19 protein-coding genes are annotated in these 17,480 nt (G+C 70.7%); 13 read left to right on the top strand and 6 right to left on the bottom strand.

What is annotated here, in order from left to right:
* Positions 1 to 39: 39 nt before the first annotated feature.
* Positions 40 to 2,862 carry a glycoside hydrolase family 3 protein gene (locus HNR10_RS17905; RefSeq protein WP_179825039.1) on the bottom strand — a complete coding sequence of 941 codons (2,823 nt, stop codon included), beginning with the start codon at positions 2,860 to 2,862 and terminating at the stop codon, positions 40 to 42.
* Between the two features lie 206 nt (positions 2,863 to 3,068).
* Between HNR10_RS17905 and HNR10_RS17900 the strand changes: the two genes are divergently transcribed.
* From HNR10_RS17900 to HNR10_RS17890, 3 genes are read left to right on the top strand one after another with little or no spacing between them, the layout of a single operon-like run.
* Entirely contained in the window at positions 3,069 to 4,730 is a 1,662-nt protein-coding gene (locus tag HNR10_RS17900; protein WP_179825036.1) for an extracellular solute-binding protein, read from the top strand.
* The gene (locus HNR10_RS17895) at positions 4,723 to 5,811 is read left to right on the top strand and encodes an ABC transporter permease (protein WP_179825028.1); all 1,089 of its coding nucleotides are present in this window, start codon (positions 4,723 to 4,725) and stop codon (positions 5,809 to 5,811) included. The genes HNR10_RS17900 and HNR10_RS17895 overlap by 8 nt, the downstream gene beginning before the upstream one ends.
* A complete protein-coding gene (locus HNR10_RS17890) occupies positions 5,808 to 6,719 on the top strand; it encodes a carbohydrate ABC transporter permease (protein ID WP_179825026.1) in 912 nt (303 codons plus the stop codon). The genes HNR10_RS17895 and HNR10_RS17890 overlap by 4 nt, the downstream gene beginning before the upstream one ends.
* Before the next feature lie 101 nt (positions 6,720 to 6,820).
* Here the strand turns inward: HNR10_RS17890 and HNR10_RS17885 are convergent, their stop codons facing one another.
* A complete protein-coding gene (locus HNR10_RS17885; protein WP_179825024.1) occupies positions 6,821 to 7,288 on the bottom strand; it encodes a MarR family winged helix-turn-helix transcriptional regulator in 468 nt (155 codons plus the stop codon).
* 71 nt (positions 7,289 to 7,359) lie between these two features.
* Between HNR10_RS17885 and HNR10_RS30805 the strand changes: the two genes are divergently transcribed.
* The 3 genes from HNR10_RS30805 (at position 7,360) to HNR10_RS17875 (ending at position 9,399) form a co-directional block, all read left to right on the top strand.
* The gene (locus HNR10_RS30805) at positions 7,360 to 8,157 is read left to right on the top strand and encodes an MFS transporter (RefSeq protein WP_218897831.1); all 798 of its coding nucleotides are present in this window, start codon (positions 7,360 to 7,362) and stop codon (positions 8,155 to 8,157) included.
* 30 nt (positions 8,158 to 8,187) lie between these two features.
* Positions 8,188 to 8,655, top strand: coding sequence for an MFS transporter (locus HNR10_RS30800; RefSeq protein WP_218897830.1), 468 nt, complete (start codon positions 8,188 to 8,190; stop codon positions 8,653 to 8,655).
* 63 nt (positions 8,656 to 8,718) lie between these two features.
* Complete coding sequence (locus HNR10_RS17875) at positions 8,719 to 9,399, top strand: hypothetical protein (RefSeq protein ID WP_179825022.1); 681 nt, start codon at positions 8,719 to 8,721, stop codon at positions 9,397 to 9,399.
* Positions 9,400 to 9,448: 49 nt separating this feature from the next.
* Here HNR10_RS17875 and HNR10_RS17870 read toward each other — a convergent pair whose 3' ends face one another.
* Both HNR10_RS17870 and HNR10_RS17865 read right to left on the bottom strand, forming a co-directional pair.
* The gene (locus tag HNR10_RS17870; protein ID WP_179825020.1) at positions 9,449 to 10,543 is read right to left on the bottom strand and encodes an acyltransferase; all 1,095 of its coding nucleotides are present in this window, start codon (positions 10,541 to 10,543) and stop codon (positions 9,449 to 9,451) included.
* A gap of 123 nt (positions 10,544 to 10,666) precedes the next feature.
* Positions 10,667 to 11,218 (bottom strand): ATP-binding protein, encoded by a 552-nt coding sequence (locus tag HNR10_RS17865; protein WP_179825018.1) that lies wholly within the window; start codon positions 11,216 to 11,218, stop codon positions 10,667 to 10,669.
* 192 nt (positions 11,219 to 11,410) lie between these two features.
* On the opposite strand from HNR10_RS17865, the gene HNR10_RS17860 reads away from it, so the two are divergent.
* Positions 11,411 to 12,223 (top strand): helix-turn-helix domain-containing protein, encoded by an 813-nt coding sequence (locus HNR10_RS17860; RefSeq protein WP_179825016.1) that lies wholly within the window; start codon positions 11,411 to 11,413, stop codon positions 12,221 to 12,223.
* Positions 12,220 to 12,468 (top strand): DUF397 domain-containing protein, encoded by a 249-nt coding sequence (locus tag HNR10_RS17855; protein WP_179825014.1) that lies wholly within the window; start codon positions 12,220 to 12,222, stop codon positions 12,466 to 12,468. Before HNR10_RS17860 ends, HNR10_RS17855 begins: the two co-directional genes overlap by 4 nt.
* 145 nt (positions 12,469 to 12,613) lie before the next feature.
* Here HNR10_RS17855 and HNR10_RS17850 read toward each other — a convergent pair whose 3' ends face one another.
* The gene (locus HNR10_RS17850; protein WP_179825012.1) at positions 12,614 to 12,880 is read right to left on the bottom strand and encodes a hypothetical protein; all 267 of its coding nucleotides are present in this window, start codon (positions 12,878 to 12,880) and stop codon (positions 12,614 to 12,616) included.
* Positions 12,881 to 13,296: 416 nt separating this feature from the next.
* On the opposite strand from HNR10_RS17850, the gene HNR10_RS17845 reads away from it, so the two are divergent.
* The 4 genes from HNR10_RS17845 to HNR10_RS17830 all read left to right on the top strand — a co-directional run bounded on the left by HNR10_RS17845 (position 13,297) and on the right by HNR10_RS17830 (position 15,547).
* Entirely contained in the window at positions 13,297 to 13,791 is a 495-nt protein-coding gene (locus HNR10_RS17845; RefSeq protein ID WP_179825010.1) for a hypothetical protein, read from the top strand.
* Positions 13,788 to 14,288 (top strand): ATP-binding protein, encoded by a 501-nt coding sequence (locus tag HNR10_RS17840; RefSeq protein ID WP_179825008.1) that lies wholly within the window; start codon positions 13,788 to 13,790, stop codon positions 14,286 to 14,288. Before HNR10_RS17845 ends, HNR10_RS17840 begins: the two co-directional genes overlap by 4 nt.
* Before the next feature lie 35 nt (positions 14,289 to 14,323).
* Complete coding sequence (locus HNR10_RS32025; RefSeq protein ID WP_312889324.1) at positions 14,324 to 14,812, top strand: RpnC/YadD family protein; 489 nt, start codon at positions 14,324 to 14,326, stop codon at positions 14,810 to 14,812.
* A gap of 225 nt (positions 14,813 to 15,037) precedes the next feature.
* Positions 15,038 to 15,547, top strand: a complete 510-nt coding sequence (locus HNR10_RS17830) for an ATP-binding protein (protein WP_179825006.1) — start codon at positions 15,038 to 15,040, stop codon at positions 15,545 to 15,547.
* A 21-nt stretch (positions 15,548 to 15,568) separates the two neighbouring features.
* Here HNR10_RS17830 and HNR10_RS17825 read toward each other — a convergent pair whose 3' ends face one another.
* Positions 15,569 to 16,207, bottom strand: a complete 639-nt coding sequence (locus HNR10_RS17825; protein WP_179825004.1) for an NADPH-dependent F420 reductase — start codon at positions 16,205 to 16,207, stop codon at positions 15,569 to 15,571.
* Between the two features lie 934 nt (positions 16,208 to 17,141).
* Between HNR10_RS17825 and HNR10_RS17820 the strand changes: the two genes are divergently transcribed.
* Positions 17,142 to 17,468: a MerR family transcriptional regulator gene (locus HNR10_RS17820; RefSeq protein ID WP_179825002.1), complete on the top strand. Its 327-nt coding sequence runs from the start codon at positions 17,142 to 17,144 to the stop codon at positions 17,466 to 17,468.
* The last annotated feature ends 12 nt before the right edge of the window (positions 17,469 to 17,480 follow it).

Here is a 17,480-nt window from a genome sequence, read left to right as displayed (position 1 = left end):
AAACGCCGACGGCACCGCCGCGCCCGGCCGGGCGGGCCCTCAGGCCGGACCGAACGCGAACGACGCCACCGCCGCCCCCGCGCCCTCGAAGACCAGGTACAGGTCGCGGACGCCGCTCGCTCCCTCGACCCGCGCGCCGACCTCGGTGAACGCGAACGGGTCGTCGGCGGCGGGCACGGTGAACACCGCCGCCACCGGCCCCTCCTCCGGATCGTCCAGGCGCAACCGCACCACGCACTCCCGGTCGGCGTTGACCACCAGCCGGCCCTCCGCGGCCCCCATCCCCAGGTCCACCCCGCGGAAGCCCGCCCACGCGGTGTCCGCGGCGGCGCGCACCGCGTCCCCGCGCTCGCGCGTGACCGGGCACAGGCGGACGCCGCGGGCGTCGTCGTAGCCCGCGGCCCCCCACGCCCGGCCGAAGGCGTCGCGCGGCGGGATCGCCTCGCCCGGCACCTCCAGCGGCGCGCTCGCGCGGACGTCCCCGGCCGACCGGCCGACGAACACCTCGCGCGGGGCCTCCTCCACGACGAACCGGTCCCGGGTGGTGTCCCACAGCGCCAGGTCGTCGACGTCGAACCCCACCACGGCCGTACGCGACCCGCCCGGCTCCACCGACAGCCGCGCGAAGCCCCGCAGCGCCCGCAGGGGCACCCGCACGCTCGACTCCAACTGGCGGGTGTACACCTGCACGACCTCCTCGGCCGTCCGGGGTCCGCTGTTGGCGACCTCGACCTCCACCGTCACCCGGCCGCCGTCCACCCGGACCGACGGCTCCCCGTACTCGACACTCGTGTAGCCGAGCCCGTGCCCGAACGGGTAGAGCGGGTCGCCCTCGAAGTACAGGTACGTGCCGCGCGCGGTGATGACGTCGTAGTCGAGCAGGTCCGGCAGGTCCGCCGCCGACCGGTACCAGGTCTGGGTGAGCCGCCCGGCGGGCTCGGCGTCGCCGAACAGCACGTCGGCCAGCGCGTGCCCGTACTCCTGCCCGCCGTGCGCCGACCACAGGATCGCGGGCACGTGCTCGTCGGCCCACGTCACGGCGAACGGGTAGCCGCTGCTCAGCACGAGGACCGTGGCCGGGTTGGCCTCGCGCACGGCCCGCAGCACCCGCTCCTGGGCCTCGGGCAGGTCCAGGTCGGCGCGGTCCTCGGTCTCGCGGCCGTTGACCATCGGGTGGTCGCCGGCGACCACGATCGCGACGTCGGCCGTGGAGGCCACCCGCGCCGCCTCGCGCGCGCCCGAGCCGAGCCCGTCGACGAGGAAGGGAGTCGCCTCGTCGGGGGCCTCGACCAACCGCAGGACCAGGTCGTCGCCGACCCCGACCCGCCGTCCGGAGTGGATCTGGACGAGGACCGTGTGGCCGGCGGCGTCCTCCTCCAGCCGGAAGGTCTGGCGCACCTCCCACGTCCCGGGGCCGGGGGCGTCGCAGACCAGGGTGCCGTCCGGCCCCTCGTTGACGTACCGGCCCGTCTCCGCCGAGCGCAGGGCGTGAGCGCCGCCGCCCCAGTCCAGGAGGTCGAACACGGCGCCGGGCGTGCGGGCGCGCACGGCCGCGTCGCCCTCGTGCAGGCCCTGCGCCCCGGTGCTCACCAGCCGCAGCGGCCCGCCGTCCGCCGGCGCGACGACCGCCCCGTGGCCGTAGGTCGCCAGCGTGATCCGGTCGGCGCCCTCGCAGAACACGGTCTCCACGCGCGCGGCGATGCCCTCGCGCGCGGTCACCTTGTAGGGCAGGGTCCCGCTGTACCAGTCCTCCAGCAGGGTGTCGCCGAGCTGGCCGACCACCGCCACCCGGCGCACGTCGCGCAGCGGCAGGAGCCCGTCGTTGCGCAGCAGCGTGATCGAGCGCGTGGCCGCCTCGCGGGCGAGCGCGCGGTGCTCGGGGGTGTCGGCGGCGCCGCTGGCGGCGGGTGACGGCTCGGCGTCGAACTCGCCCAGCCGGACGCGCACGGACAGCGCGTGGCGCACCGCCCGGTCGATGTCGGCCTCCGCCAGCAGGCCCCGGTCCAGGGCCGCGCGGATGTGCCCGAGCGTGGCCTCGGTCCGCTCGTCGTCCTGGGTGAAGCTGTCCAGCCCGGCGCGGATCGCGTGCGCGTAGGCGGTCGGCAGGTCGGGGTGGAAGCGCTGGAGCTCCACGAGGTTGGCGGGCGCGTAGGCGTCGCTCACCACGAGCAGGTCGTCGGGCGCGGCGTCCCGCAGGACCTCGTCGATCAGCGGGCTCAGGTGCGCGGGCCGGCCGTTGACCAGGTTGTAGGACGGCATGACCGCGACCGCCGCCCCCTCGCGCAGGGCGGGCAGGAAGGCGGGCAGCTCGTACTCCCGCAGGACCCGCGGCGGCAGGTCGCTGGAGGTGGTGCACCGGTCGGTCTCGTTGTTGTAGCCCAGGAAGTGCTTGAGCGTGGGCGCGGTGCGCAGGCGCGGCCCGTCCCCGGCCAGGCCGCGGGCGTAGGCGGTGGCGATGAGCCCGGTGAGCCACGGGTCCTCCGCGTAGCCCTCCTCGTTGCGCCCCCACCGGGGGTCGCGCAGCGGGTTGACGACGGGCGCCCAGACGTTGCGGCCCGCTCCCTTCGGGTCGCGTGCGTGGAAGGCCAGGGTCTCGTCGGCGGTGGCCGCGCCGACCCGGCGGACCAGGTCGGGGTCCCACGTCGCGGCGAGCCCGAGGGCCTGCGGATAGACCGTGGCGGGGCCGAGCCAGGCCAGGCCGTGCAGGGCCTCGGTGCCGGTGCGGAAGGCGTCGAGGCCGAGTCGTTCGACGGGCGCCTGGTGCTGGTGCAGCAGCCCGATCTTCTCGTCGAGGGTGAGGGCGTCCAGGAGCCCGCGTACGCGCTGCTCGTCCTGGGAGTCCGGGGTGACCGGGTGGGCCATGGGGGGTGTCCGTCTCTGGTTCGGTGCGCCGACGTCTCGCCGAATCGAAATCGAAACGCTTCGACTTCGAGCCCGACGAGACCTTGTGTGCTAGTTCACAGTGCAGTAATTTGTTTGTCCAAACGGCCAACTAATTCATAGCAAAATGGCCCTTCGATTCCTACCCCCGTGGGCCCCGCGGCCTGATCGACCGAAGGAACGACGCTATGCCCCCCACTCCTCGTAGACCAGCGCCGACCCGCCGCCGCTTCCTCGGCCTGGTGGGCGCCTCCACCACCGCCGCGTTCACCGCCGGAGCGCTCGGCGCGTGCGGCTCGAACTCCGGCGGCGGGGGCGGCGGATCCGCCTCGGCCGCCACCTCGCTGGACGACCTGATCCCCACGCACATCCCCTTCGACGGGGTCGCCCCCGACATCGAGGGCCTGCACGGCGCACCGAGCGGCTTCACCTCCTACCCGGAGACGTTCGTCCAGGCGCTGCCGAACCCGCCGGGGAGCGGCGGCCACTACACCGCCATGACGCCGCTGTGGGGCCCGGTACCGCCCGGCCTGGGCAACAACTCCTTCTTCGACTACGTCAACGAGCGGATCGGGACGACGGTCGAGTTCAACTTCCAGGACGGCGACACGGTCATCGACAAGATGAACGCGGTCATCGCCGGACGCGACGTCGCCGACATCACGATGTTCCCGGACTGGACGATCAACCTCATCCCCCAGTTCAACCGGGCCGTCGACGAGCTGTTCGAGGACCTCACCCCCCACCTGGCCGGCGACGCCGCGAGCGCCTACCCCCTCCTGGCCAACCTGGAGAGCGACGCCTGGCGCTGGAACGTCTTCAACGAGAAGCTCATGGGCGTCCCGTGGCCCGCCGAGCCCTTCGGCAACTGGGTGCTCATGCGTCAGGACATCCTGGACGAGCTCGGGATCGACCCGCCCACCTCGCCCGACGAACTGTTCGCGATCGGCGAGGAGATCAACGACCCCGACAACAACCGGTGGGCGTTCGGCGACTTCAACCTCAGCATGCGCCAGGTCTTCGGCGCGCCCAGGCTCTGGCGCTACGAGAACGGCGAGCTCATCCACATGTTCGAGACGGAGGAATGGCGCGCCAGCATCGAGTTCATGCGCCGGATCTTCGACGCCGGGCTCATGCACCCCGACGTGGTCGCCAAGGCCGACAACTCCAAGGAGCTGCTCAACTCGGGGCAGATCATCTTCAACCAGGACGGCCTCGGCGCCTGGAACGAGGCCTACGCGCAGATGCTCGGCGAGAACTCCGACTTCCGCCTGGACCTCATGCCGGTCTTCGGCCAGGGCGGCAACGACCCCGTCATGCACAAGTCCGACCCCTCGGGCCAGTCGGTGTTCATCCGCAAGGGCATGGACCCGGCACAGGTCGAGGAGATCCTCGGCGTGCTGAACTTCTGCGCCGCCCCGTTCGGCACCCGGGAGTACATGGACTACCGGTACGGCGAGGAGGGCGTGCACCACGAGCGCAACGACGACGGCGCCCCCGAGCTGACCGACCTGGGCAACTCCGAGGTCAACGACGGCTACTACTTCATCAGCGGGCGGCCCCCGGCGATCACGGAGAGCCAGTACCCGGACTTCGTCCAGTGGAAGACCGACTGGTACAACCACGCGGCCCAGTTCGCGGAGGAGGACCCCTTCGCGGGCATCCGCATCCAGCGCCCCGAGCGGTTCTCCGCCGCAGAGACGCCGATGACCGACAAGGTCGAGGACATCATCCGCGGGCGCGAGGGCCTCGACCAGCTCGACCAGGCCATCTCGGACTGGCGGCGCGACGGCGGTGACGAGGGCCGCGAGTTCTACATGGGCGTCCTCCAGGAGCACGGCCGTGACTGACCGGGCCGACTCCTCCGGCGGCACCACGGCCCCGCCGGCCCCCCGCTCGGCCGCTCCCGCCGCCACCGGATCCGGTGGCGGGAGCGGGTCGGACGGGGGCCGCGGTGGGCGCGTGGGCCGCGGCCCGCGCGCCGTCCGCCGACGGGGCGCCGGCGCGCCCCGCCCGCGGCGCCGGTCCCTGCGGTCGCGACTGCGCCGCGACTGGCAGCTGCTGCTGATGACGCTGCCCGCGATCGCCCTGCTCGCGGTGTTCCACTACACGCCGACCCTCGGCAACATCATCGCCTTCCAGGACTACAACCCGTGGGACGGCGTGATCGGCAGCCCGTGGGTGGGGTTCAGCCAGTTCGAGCGCCTCTTCACCGACGCCCGGTTCTGGAGCGCGGCGGGCAACACCCTGATGATCGCCGGCATCCAGCTGGTGTTCTTCTTCCCGATCCCGATCGCTCTGGCGATCCTGCTCGACAGCGTCCTCTCCCGCCGCATGCGCCTGGTGCTCCAGAGCATCGTGTACATGCCGCACTTCTTCTCCTGGGTGCTGGTCGTGACCCTGTTCCAGCAGGTCCTCGGCGGTGCCGGGCTCTTCTCGCAGATCCTGCGGCAGAACGGGTACGCGCCGCTGGACGTCATGACCAACCCGGACGCGTTCCTGTTCGTGGTCACCTCCCAGATGATCTGGAAGGACGCCGGGTGGGGGACGATCATCTTCCTCGCGGCGCTGGCGGCCATCAACCAGAACCTGTACGAGTCCGCGGCGGTGGACGGCGCCGGCCGGTGGCGGCGGATGTGGCACATCACCCTGCCGGGGCTGCGCCCGGTCATCATCCTGCTGCTGATCCTCAAGCTCGGCGACATCCTCAACGTCGGCTTCGAGCAGTTCTACCTGCAGCGGGACGCGTTCGGCGCGAACGTCTCGGAGGTGCTGGACACCTTCATCTACCACCAGACGCTGGTGACGGGGAACTTCAGCGCGGGAGCGGTCGCGGGCCTGGTCAAGGGCATCGTCGGACTGATCCTCATCGTGTTGGCCAACAAGCTGGCCCACAAGATGGGCGAGAACGGAATCTACAGACGCTCATGAGCACACTGTTCGCCGACCGCCCCGTGTGGGCGGAGCGCCCCAGCCTTCCGGCACGCGCCGCGAAGAACACCACGTTGGCGGCCATCGCGGTCGTCATCGTCTTCCCGCTGTACATCGTCGTCCTGACCAGCCTCTCGCCGGCCTCGGCGGTCAACAGCGCGGGCGGCCTGGTCCTGGTGCCCCAGGGCATCTCCTTCCAGGCCTACGCCGACCTGTTCAGCGGCGGCGTGGTCACGCGGGCCGTCCTGGTCAGCCTGGGCGTGACGGCCGTGGGCACGGCCGTGAGCCTGGCGGCGACCATCCTGGCCGCCTACGGGCTGTCCCAGACGGGATCGCTGTGGCACCGGCCGCTGCTGTTCGCGGTGCTGCTGACGTTCCTGTTCGCGCCGGGGATGATCCCGCTGTACCTGCTGGTCAGCAACGTCGGGCTGATCGACAGCTACTGGTCGCTGATCCTGCCGACCGCCGTGAACGCGTTCAACCTCGTCGTCATGCGGGCGTTCTTCATGAACCTGCCGGGCGAGATCAGCGACAGCGCCCGCGTGGACGGCGCGAGCGAGTGGACGATCCTCACCCGCCTGGTGCTGCCGATGTCCAAGGGCGTCACGGCGGTCATCGGGCTGTTCTACGCGGTGGGCTACTGGAACGCCTTCTTCAACGCCATCCTCTACATCAACGACAACTCCAAGTGGCCGCTCCAGCTGATCCTGCGCCAGTACGTGCAGCAGGGCCAGCAGCTGAGCTCGAACTCGGTGATCGGCGACGCCGTCCAGGGCACGTCGTCGGCGCCCAACCTGGCCATCCAGATGGCCATCGTGGTGGTGGCCCTGGTCCCGGTCACGTTCATCTACCCGCTGGTGCAGAAGCACTTCACCAAGGGCGTCATCATCGGCGCCGTCAAGGGCTGAGACCGCCCGCCGGGGCCGGGGTCCGGCCCCGGCGGCGGGCGCGGCCGGTCAGGGACCCGGGGCGGGCGCGGCCGGTCGAGGATCCGGGCGGTCGCGGCCTGTCACGGAACGGGGCGGGTTCCCGGCCCCGAGCCCGCGCGCAGGGCCCGCGCGAGATCGTCGATCAGCTCGACCGCGTCCGCGACCCGCTCCCGCCGTCCCCCGACCACCGACGCCAGCCGCCGCGACCACATCGCGCGCACGCGGCGCAGGTTCTCGGCCGCCCTCTCCGTGGGCTGGAGCCGGCTGACGCGCGCGTCGTCGGGGTCGGGCTCGCGGCGGACCAGCTCCTGGTTCTGGAGGACGCGCAGCGCCGCGCTCAGATTGCTGCGCTGGAGGCCCAGGGCCTCGGCGACGGCCGCGGGGCGGACCCCGGGGTGCGTCTGGATGTGCCGGAGCACCGTCAGCTGCGTCCCGGTGAGCGGGACGATGCCGGGCTCGTCACCGGTCTTCAGCTCCCGCGACAGGTGGTGGACCGCGTGCGCGAGGTCGGCCAGCAGCTCGTCGTGATCGTCGTCATGTGGTGTCACGCGTCCAGTGTAACTATTATGTCAGCATAGTTATTAAAAAATAACCATCTGGACGACGAGGCGGCCCACCCATGCCCGACACCGCACGGCACCACCCACGCGAAGCACCTCCCGGCACACCCGACTCCCCCGGCACCGGCACCGGCACCGACGCCGACGCCGACCGGATCGGTGCGGGCCTGCTCCTGGTCCTGGGACTGCTCTCGGCGATGGCTCCGCTGGCCCTGGACCTGTACCTGCCCGCGTTCCCCGCCATGACCGAGGACCTGTCCGCGGGCTCCACCGCGATCCAGGCGACCCTGACCGCCTTCCTCGTCGGGCTCACCGCCGGACACCTGGTCTTCGGCCCGCTCTCGGACCGCTTCGGACGACGGCGGCCCCTCATCGCGGGCGCGGTGCTGTGCGTGGTGGCCGGCGCGGTGGCGGCCCTCGCCCCGACGGCCGGTGTGCTGGTGGTGGCGCGTCTGGTGCAGGGTCTGGGCGGCGCCGCCGGGATGGTGATCGGCCGCGCGGTCGTCTCCGACCTCGCGCGCGGGAGGGCCGCCGCGCGGGCCTTCAGCCTGATGATGATCGTGGGCGGCGTGGCCCCGGTCGTGGCTCCCGTCCTCGGCGGCCTCCTGCTGGGACCGCTGGGCTGGCGGGGGCTGCTGGGGATCGTGCTCGCCCTGTCCGTCGCGATGCTGGCCGCCGTGCTCCTGGTCGTGCCCGAGTCCCGGCCGGCGGCGGCGCGGGCGGTGGAGCGGGACCGGTCGGCGACGGGAGGCCCTTCGGCGACCGCCACGGGCGCCGCGCGTTCGGGACTGGGCTCGCGTGCCTTCCTGGCCTACGCGCTCACCTTCGGCTTCGCGTTCGCGGTGATGATGGCCTAAATCTCGGCCTCGCCGTTCGTCTACCAGACCATGATCGGCCTGGACGCGGCGATGTACGGCGCGGCGTTCGGGGCCAACGCCCTCGCGCTGTCGGCCGTGAGCGCCCTGTCGGCCCGCCTGGCGGCCACCCGGTCGGTACGCGGCCTCCTGGGCGCCGGACTGGCACTGTGCATGGCCGGCTGTGTCGGCACCGGACTGCTCGTGGCCACCGGCGCGCCCGCCGGGTGGCTGGCCCTGTCCATGCTCGTGTCGGTGGGGAGCATCGGCCTGGTGATGGGCAACGCCACGGCGCTGGCCATGGCGGCGGTGCCCCGCTCGGGCGGCAGTGCGTCGGCGCTGATGGGCGCCCTCCAGTTCGGCCTGGCCGCCGCCGTCACCCCACTCGTGGGCCTGGGCGGAGAGCACACCGCCGCCCCGCTGGCCGTGGTCATGCTGGCCGCGGGCGCCCTCGCGATCGGCGCGTTCCTCCTCGCCGGGAGACGGACGACGACCGACTGACGCCGTCAGAAGGCCACGGGACCGCCTCCCTGCGGCCAATGGCCGTCCTGGCATGCTGTCCGGATGAATCCCACGACGAAGATCAGCTCCCGCGTCCTCTCCGGGGCGGGAGCCGTCCTGTTGTTGGCCGGATGCGCGCAGGACGCCGAGGAGCCGGAGGAGAGCACCGAAGCGGCGGCCGACGCCGCGGCGGAGGAGTCGGCGGAGGCCTCGCCCGAGCCGGAGGGTCCCGCGCTCGCCGCCGTCCCCGCGGACGGCGACGTCGCCTGGCTGGTCCCCGACGAGGGCGAGCTCGACGACTGGATCATCAACGTCGAGGAAGAACTGGCGTTGTTCACCTACACCACGGGCATCGGCTCCGGGTGCGGCTCCACGTTCGGCCTCATCGAGGGGCGGGCCGCCGAGCGCCAAGAGGCGGGCAGGACCGCCGTGGAGAGTGCCGCGGACTGGGTGGGTGTCGCCATGGCCGGGTTCACGATCGTCGAGGAGGGCTCGGAGCCCGAGAACGACGCCGAGTACGAGGACCTGGGCACCGTCGAGGTGGCCGCCGACTCCGGGACGGTGGAGTTCGCCGTGGTCCGGGGGCACAGCGACACCATGAACACGACGGACGCCAGGGCGGGCGTGTTCTGGGCGGGCGACGACGAGCTGTACTTCTCGCAGAGCTGCCTGAGGGGTGACTGGGACAGCGCGGACGAGGCCCTGGTGGACCTCCTCGACCAGGTGAGCGTCACCGTAGTCTGACGGCCGCCCCCATCGCGGGACCCCGTGCGCTGTGCTCGGCGGCCCGGAGTCAGACCGTCGAGCGCAGCAGGGGAATCCGCCGCATGGCGGCGACCAGGAGCAGGCTGACGGCGGCGGTCGCGACGGCGTACCCGCTCGCCGCGGCCAGGACCAGGACGCCGCCGGGCGTGCCCCCGATGTCGCGCAGCGTGTTGAGCACCATGACGTGCACGAGGTAGACGCCGAAGCTCAGTCCGGACACCGTTCCCACGACCCTGCCGAACCGGGTCGCGTCGGGCACGTCCCCCGCCAGGCGCTCGCCCGCGGCGCGCAGCAGCAGGAGCGCCCCGAGGGACGCGACGACGACCGTCGGGGACAGGTAGCCGTACACGTACTCCGCGCCGCGCCCCCAGTCCCCCTCCGCCGCCGCGCCCGCCCAGGCTCCCGTCACGGTGGCGGCGGTGCCCAGGGTGAACGCGGCGATGCCGTAGCGGAGGTTGCGCTTCCCGGCGGTGCTGGTCATCAGCAGCCACCCCAGCAGGTAGTAGCCCAGGAACGGGAGGAAGCGCGTCGCGGCGGTCACCCCGCCCGCGCCGTCGACCAGGCCCAGGAGCTGGTCGGTGGCGCCCAGGGCCAGCATCGTCCCGGCGAACCACCACAGCCCGGTGCGCGGCGTGTGGGCCACCACCGTCCGCAGGAACGGCGTGAGCAGGTAGAGGCCCGCGATGACGTAGAGGAAGTACAGGTGGATCGAGGGCGATCCCGACGCGGCCTCGGCGACGGCGCCCGCGGGGTCGAGACCGTCGCGCCACTGCTCCCAGACCAGGTAGGCGACGGACCACACGACCAGGGGCACGCCGATCTTGGCCCAGCGTCGGCGGTAGAACGCGCCGGCGTCCTCCTCCCGTGGACGCAGCAGCAGACCGCCGCTGATCATCACGAACACCGGCACGCACCAGCGCAGCGCGGAGTCCAGGACGTGCGCGGCCCACCACGCCGGACCGCCGAGGTCGGCGTGGGCGGTGCTCACCAGCGGCGAGAACGCGTGCACGAGTACCACGGCCACCATGGCGGCGACCCGGGCGAATCCGACCCAGTTCGTCGTCGGCGCGGGAGAGGGCGGCGCCGACGCCGGGCGGCCCGCGGGGGTCACATCAACTGCCATCCCCCATCGATACCACTTCGTTATGTATAGCTCAAGTCCGACCGTGACGGTTCGATACCTGTGAGTGCGCGTCCCACCCGGCGATATGGCTCCCCCTACGACGGTCCCGGCGGCCACCCGGCTCTACGAGCGGGGATCGACCACGGTCCACGGGACGGCGGCTCCCGGGGGTTCGCCGGTCCGTTCGAGCAGGGCACGGACGGTCAGTGGGCCGCCCGCCGTGCCGGACCAGTCCCAGTACGCGGCGAGGGTGTCGAGCACGCGGAGCCCGTACCCGCCGATCGCGAGGGGTTCATGGCGGTCCTCGATCCGGGGCACGGGGATCGTCGGACCGGGCCGGGGGCCGTTGTCGGTGACGGTCAGGACGAAGGCGAAGGGACGGCGTTCGACCACGACGGTCGTGGTGCCGCCGGGGTCGCCGGACCGCGTGTGGCGCTGGGCGTTGGTGACGAGTTCGCTGACGGTGGTGATGAGGGCGAAGGACGCGCTGTCGGTGTCCCGGGCGATGCGATCGGCCCATCGGCGGGCGAGGCCGACGTGGTGCGGGTCCAGGCCGAGTACGATGCCGTGCTTGCCGGGTGAGGGGAGGTTCAGTCGCCAGGGCGGAGGGATGGCCGATCGACGGAGAGCGGGAATCCCTTCCGGAGCGGAACCGGGAAAGGTACGTTCGTTCATGTTCGTGCCTGGTGTACTCGAAGTGACGGGTGCGAGCCACGGCCCGGGGCTGCGGTTTCAGCCGCCGGGCCTCTTTGCTCTGACGACCACCGTGTCACCGGAATGCGATCCCGTTCCACTGATCGGCTTGGACAGCGGAATTACTCCGTAGCCACTGTTGGCGGCTGATGGAGACCTGATAGGTATCGATACATGGTGGATGGCGTGGACCCGGCGGCTCGAAAATTCGGCGCGGAAGTGCGCAGGCTGCGTGAACACGCGGGCCTTTCGCAGACGAAGCTCGCGAGACTGCTACCGGCGTCGCAGGCGTCGGTGAGTGATCTAGAGCTGGGAAAGACTCGCGCCAAAAAGGACACCGCAGAACGAATCGACACCGTCCTTAACAGCGACGGGCGCGTGGTCGCGGCGTGGGAAGCCCAGTACGAGGTCTACGAACCGCCGCACTGGTACCGCAAGCTGCCGGTCCTGGAGCTGCGCGCAACTCTGATCCAGCAATACCATCCGCTGCTGGTCCCTGGGCTGCTCCAGACACGGGACTACATGCATGCCTCCATCCGGGCTGGCCGCCGGACGGAACATCAGGCCGTGGTGAACGCGAAGGTGCAGGAACGAACGAAGCGGCAGGACATACTCAGCCGAGAGGACCCCCCGTTCTTCTCGGTCGTCCTGGATGAGACGGTCCTCTACCGGCGCCTCGGTAGCCCTGCCACCATGAAAGAGCAGCTTGAGTACCTCTGGGAAGCCTCGCAACGGAGTCGCGTCGAGGTGCTGATCATCCCAGCCGCCACCTGGGACCATCCAGGGTTGGATAACGGGTTCATGCTCTTGAAGGTTCCGGACGTCGGCAACGTCGTCTACCTGGAGACCGGGTCAGTCGGAGGTGTGGTCATCGACACGGACACCGTGGAAGAGCACACATCCCGCATGGGGGATCTTCGAGGGTTCGCTCTGCCCCCGGATCAGTCACGAGCGCTGATCAGGAAAGCACAAGGAGAAGTCGAGTGATCACCGTAGGAACGTGGCAGAAGTCCAGCTACAGCAAGGCAGAGACCAACTGTGTCGAAGCCCTGCTGACCGCTCCCTCATGGCACAAGTCCAGCTACAGCGGCGGTAGTACGGGCAACTGCGTGGAGGTCGCCGAGGGTGTCGCCACGGCGGTGCGGGACACCCAGAACCGCGAGCTCGGGCACCTCGCGTTCGGTGCTGCCGAGTGGACCGCGCTCGTGGACTCCCTCAAGCAGCACCCCTAGAAGCCCTGACGAACCACCTGTGGCCGCGAGCGATCCCGCTCGCGGCCACACGCGTGCCGTCCTCGGGACTCTGAGCGCTGGTCCTCCCCACCCGAGGCGACATCGGCGCCGGCCCTACCGCTCCGGCCGCTGCCCCCGCCGGTTCTCACACCAGAGCCGTAGGAGTGCCAGCACGTCCCGCGCCTCGGTCCGGACGTTCCTGGCGTCGGCGATGCTCCTGCTCCCGGCTCTCCCGCAGCCCGGAGAGCGCTCCGAAGAGATCCAGGTACCAGGGCGTCGCGTCATGCCCCCAGAACTCGGGGTCCGCGCCCCGGCTCGCGCGTGTGGAAAGAAAGGCGACCAGCCCGATCACGGCGAGCACGAGGACCCCGGCGGCCAGGAGGATCAGCGCGTTCCGGTCCTGAGGGTCCATCCCGTCCACGACCACGTGAGTCCTCTCGTCAGGGCTCGCCCCGTAACCGGCCTGCTCCGGCAGTGTCCGGCGGTGTCCGACGGCAGGTGCTTCGACGCCGAAACGCCGCCTCGGGTTCCGACGCGCCGCTCCCTTCGTACAGAAGGGGTCCAGAGAGATAGGGCAAATCACCCATTATTCGGATGAACTCCCACCATTCCTACCATTCTGAAAACTTCACTCAGTACCCACCCGACCTGGGGTTTTCCAAAAATTCCGAGCACCGGAAAAAATACTCACCGGTAAGCTCGCCTTCCACTTCGAACATGCCCTAATCTTCTTGGCAAACACAACAGAACAAGCGGAGGCCCCGCGACGCTAGTTCGCGTCCGAGGCCGTGGCCAGCAACGTTCCCCTTTAACCAAAGGATTGCCGACATGGCTCAGTTTAGCCCTGCCGTCCTCAGCTATGCCATCGCCCTCCTCCGGGCCTTCCTCGCACCCGCGCGCGGACGACACTCCGTCGCCCGCCGTCGCCGCTCCACCAGGGTCCGCCGCTACGCACCCCTTCCCGCCCCCGTTCCAGCGCAGGCCAGCGCCCCTCCGGCACCTCGCCCCTCGCCCCGCCTGGCCCCTCCTCGCGAACGCATCCCGGCCGAAGACGTCGCCCTCGTGCGCGGCTACTACCGGGCCTTCGAGAACGAACGCGACCTCGCCCGTGTGCAGGCCCAGGCCCGCGCACGCCTCGACCGATGGGCCTCCACGCCCTGGCGCTCACCAGTCCCGAACGCGGCTCCGGCGCCGTCCGGGGACCTCCTCGCGCCCGTGCCGGTGCCGGTGCCCCGCCCCTGGCAGTCGGCCGACGACCTGTCCGAACTCCGCCGGGTCACCCGCGCCTGGATCGAGCAGCAGCGCACGGCGGTGGCCGTATGACGTACGCACCCACCGAGGAGGCACGCCCGGTCGTCTTCTGGGAACACCGCACCTACCGCGGCCACCTGTCCGAACTCAGGCGGGTCCGCGCCGACCTCGCCACCGACCTGGCCGGATTCGATGCCGACCTGGTCGACACCCTCCAACTCGTCACCAGCGAACTGCTGGCCAACTGCGTCAAGTACACCGACTCCGGCGGCGAAGGGGGCGAGGTCATCCGGGCCCTGTCCATGCCCGGCCCGTGCACGCTGCGCGTCTCGCTCAGCGACCTCGGCGGTGGCGGCGGCACACCGCGCATCCCCACCGAGCGCACCGCCGACGAATGGGACTGGGCCGAGGGCCAGCGCGGCCTCGTTCTGGTCGAGAACCTGTCCACAGCCTGGGGATACTTCCGACTCGCGCCCTGGGCCGATCTCGGCACCCACGTCTGGGCCACCTTCGCGCTCGCCCCCGACCGGACACCGCCCGGCCTGCGCCCCTACGTCTTCACCCGCTGACCGACCAGCACCCACCCTCGACAGACAGGACCCCTTTGCCCACCCGCGACCACGAGATCCCGCTGCGGATCGTCCAGATCCAACCTGGCATCCCCATCCTGCACACCGTTCTCAATGAGGTCGCCCGGATGGAGCTGGAGCGCTTGATGTCCGTCAAGCCTTATGAGTGGCAGAGTGACTTCGCCAAGAAGTACGTCGGAATGGGCCGGGAAGAGGGCCTGGAAGTGGGCCGCGAAGAGGGCCGCGCGGCTGAGGCGGCCCAGAACGTGATCGCGGTGCTCCAGGCACGCGGGTTCGCCGTCTCCGACGAAGAGCGGTCCAGGATCACCAGCTGCACCGACTTGGCAACCCTGGAGAAGTGGGTGCCCAAAGCCGTCACCGTCGAGCGGAGCGACCCCGGACCTCAGGGGCGGCGGCCCCGGCGAGCGACTCTTCCGGGGCCGCCGGCCACCTCGACCATGCCCCTCGTGGGACGAACGACCAGGGATCATCACCCAGAGGCACCACCGGGCGCCGTTGAGTGAAGAAAGGTCAGAAAAACCTCAAGTCGAGCCCGCATGCATTGAAACCTCTCCTGGATGTGGCCATGATCACCTTAACGACCAGGGTGAGAGCAAGCGGAAACCGGCCAGCAACACCGGTGTCGAACCGGCTTCCCCAGACCCCTGGGGACCGTGGCCCGTCGACGTCCCTGTTCGGGAGCGTTCCCACCACCATCGACACCGCTATCTGCTCCGAGGAACGGCGTGATGATCTCCACCGCCAGCACCACCGGCCTCATCGGCCAGGGCCCTACCACCGCAGCCAGGGAGGAGCCCGCCGTGGAGCCTTCGACAGCGAAGGACACGCTCGCGCTCGACGCCCGGGCCCACGAGTCCCACCGGCTACCGGGAACCCTCGCCAGTGCGATCAAGGCCCGGCGCCTGGTCGGTGACTTCCTGGACCGCCTACAGCACAACCGGCTCGCCGAAGCCGCGACCCTCGCGATCAGTGAGATCGTCACCAACGCCGTCACGCACGGCCGACCGCCCGTACACCTCGACCTGACGTGGCTCACCGGCGGCACACCGACCCTGCGCGTGGACGTCCACGACCACGGCCACGTCACCCTCCACGCCGTGGCGGGCGAGGCCGCCGAGGAGGCCGAGTCCGGCCGCGGGCTCTTCATCGTCGAGAACGTGACCGACCGCTGGGGCTTGACCCCGCACCCGGTCCACGGCACCCACGCTTGGTTCGAGATCGAGGCCGCCACGGCGTGAGTTCCGGCCCGCCCAGCCGGATCAGGGCAGGATCTTGACCGCACTGGACCAGCCCAGGCCGAGCCGGTCCTGCATGGTCATCACCAGGAACTGGAACGCCTCCAGCTCCCGTGCCCGACGCAGCGCGCCGGCGTCCAGGGGCCGCAGACCACCGTCACGCACGAGTCCGGCCACGGTCTCCTTCGCGCCGTCGTCGTCCGAGGCGAGGAAGACGTCGAGCGGTCGGCCGTCCACCTCGCCGGCCACGAGTGTGCTCGCGAAGGTCGTGTTGAACGCCTTGACCAGGCGAGCCCCCGGATTCTCGGCCGCGATCTCCTCGGCCGCCGAGACCCCGGGCGGCACGACGAGGGAGTCGAAGGTCGTGAAGTCCACCGGGTTGGAGATGTCCACCACGACCGGGTGCGTCTGCGGAAGCTGCTGGATCACCTCGCGCCCGGCCGGGTAGGGCACGGCGAGAACGACCACGGCCGCGCCCGTGGCGCCCTCCTCGATGGACGAGCCCCCCGTGGCCGTACCGCCGGTGTCGTCCGAGAGTTCCATGGCCAGGTTCTCGGCCTTGGCCGCCGTCCTGTCGACCAGGCGCACCTGGTGTCCACCCGCCAGCGCCCGGGTCGCGATGCCACGAGCCATGTTCCCGGCACCAACGATCGTGACGATCATCGTCCCCCCTCGGGTTCGGCTGTCCTGCGTGCACGGACTCCAGGTTCGCGCCAGGGAGGCCGTGGGAGCGGGACTGACGCGCGGAACGACCGGACCTTGGTCGACGGATGACCCGGCACAGGCACGCGCTCCGCGCGTCCTCGATACTCGTTCCCGGGACTCACAAAAATCTCCAGTGGCGAGAGTAGACATCCGCAGAGTGCACTGCTAGATTTCCTGTCGTAGCCACAGAGATCCACCGCAGGACCACCGGATACGCCGGTGGAGAGCAGGACCGGCGTCCCGCCAGGACGGGGGATTCCGGAGCAGGAAAGTAGGACGCGGTAGGGCTCGACCGGCGCGCATGGCAGTACGGCGTCGGGAGCCGGTAGCACCGCAGCAGGACCGATGGCCCGCCAGCACGGGGGACATCGGAGCAGTAAGGAAGGACCGGCATCCTGCTCGGACAGGGGAAGCCGGAGCAGGTTGAAGGACCGGCGTCCCGCCAGGACGGGGGAAGCCGGAGCAGTAGAGAAGGACCGGCGTCTCGCTCTCACAGGAGAGGTCGTAGCAGTACAGCAGGACCGGCATCCCGCCAGCACGGGGGAAGCCGGAGCAGGAAAGAAGGACGCGGTAAGGCTCGACCGGCGCGCATCGCAACACGGCGTCGGGAGCCGGTAGCACCGCTGAGCAGGAAACGCACGAAGAGATCGAGAGGAGTAGATGCCATCAGGATCGCCCGGGCGTGGGCTTGTTCCGCTCGGGTACCGCAGGCCCCGGTTCGGAAGAAGGTGGTCCACGGTCTCACAACCGCGATCCCCGCGATCCCGTCCCAGCTTGACCTCGGGAAGCGGAAGACCGGCATCAGCCGGTAGGTGGTATTGAACTCTCGGGCCCCGGCGCCATTCGGCGCTGGGGCCCTCGACGTGCGTTCAGGAGAGAGAAAGAAGAGCGCTTGTCCCGTCATAAGACCGGTGACCGGTTTGACGATGATGACTATCCCGCCTACACGATGGGCCGCGCCGCGGACATGATCGGCTCGACGCCGGCCTTCCTGCGCGCCCTCGGCGACGCCAAGCTGATCGAGCCCCTGCGCTCGGAGGGCGGCCACCGCCGCTACTCCCGCTACCAGCTGAGGATCGCCTCCCGTGCCCGCGAACTCGTCGACGAGGGCACCCCGATCGAGGCCGCCTGCAAGATCATCATTCTTGAGGATCAGCTGGAGGAGGCCCTGCGCATCAACGAGGAACTGCGGTCCGCAGACTCGTCCGAGGAGACCTGAGCCCGGGTAGCG

The sequence above is a fragment of the Nocardiopsis aegyptia genome, from assembly GCF_013410755.1.
Lineage (GTDB): Bacteria > Actinomycetota > Actinomycetes > Streptosporangiales > Streptosporangiaceae > Nocardiopsis > Nocardiopsis aegyptia.
This window is presented reverse-complemented; position numbering and strand designations above follow the sequence as displayed.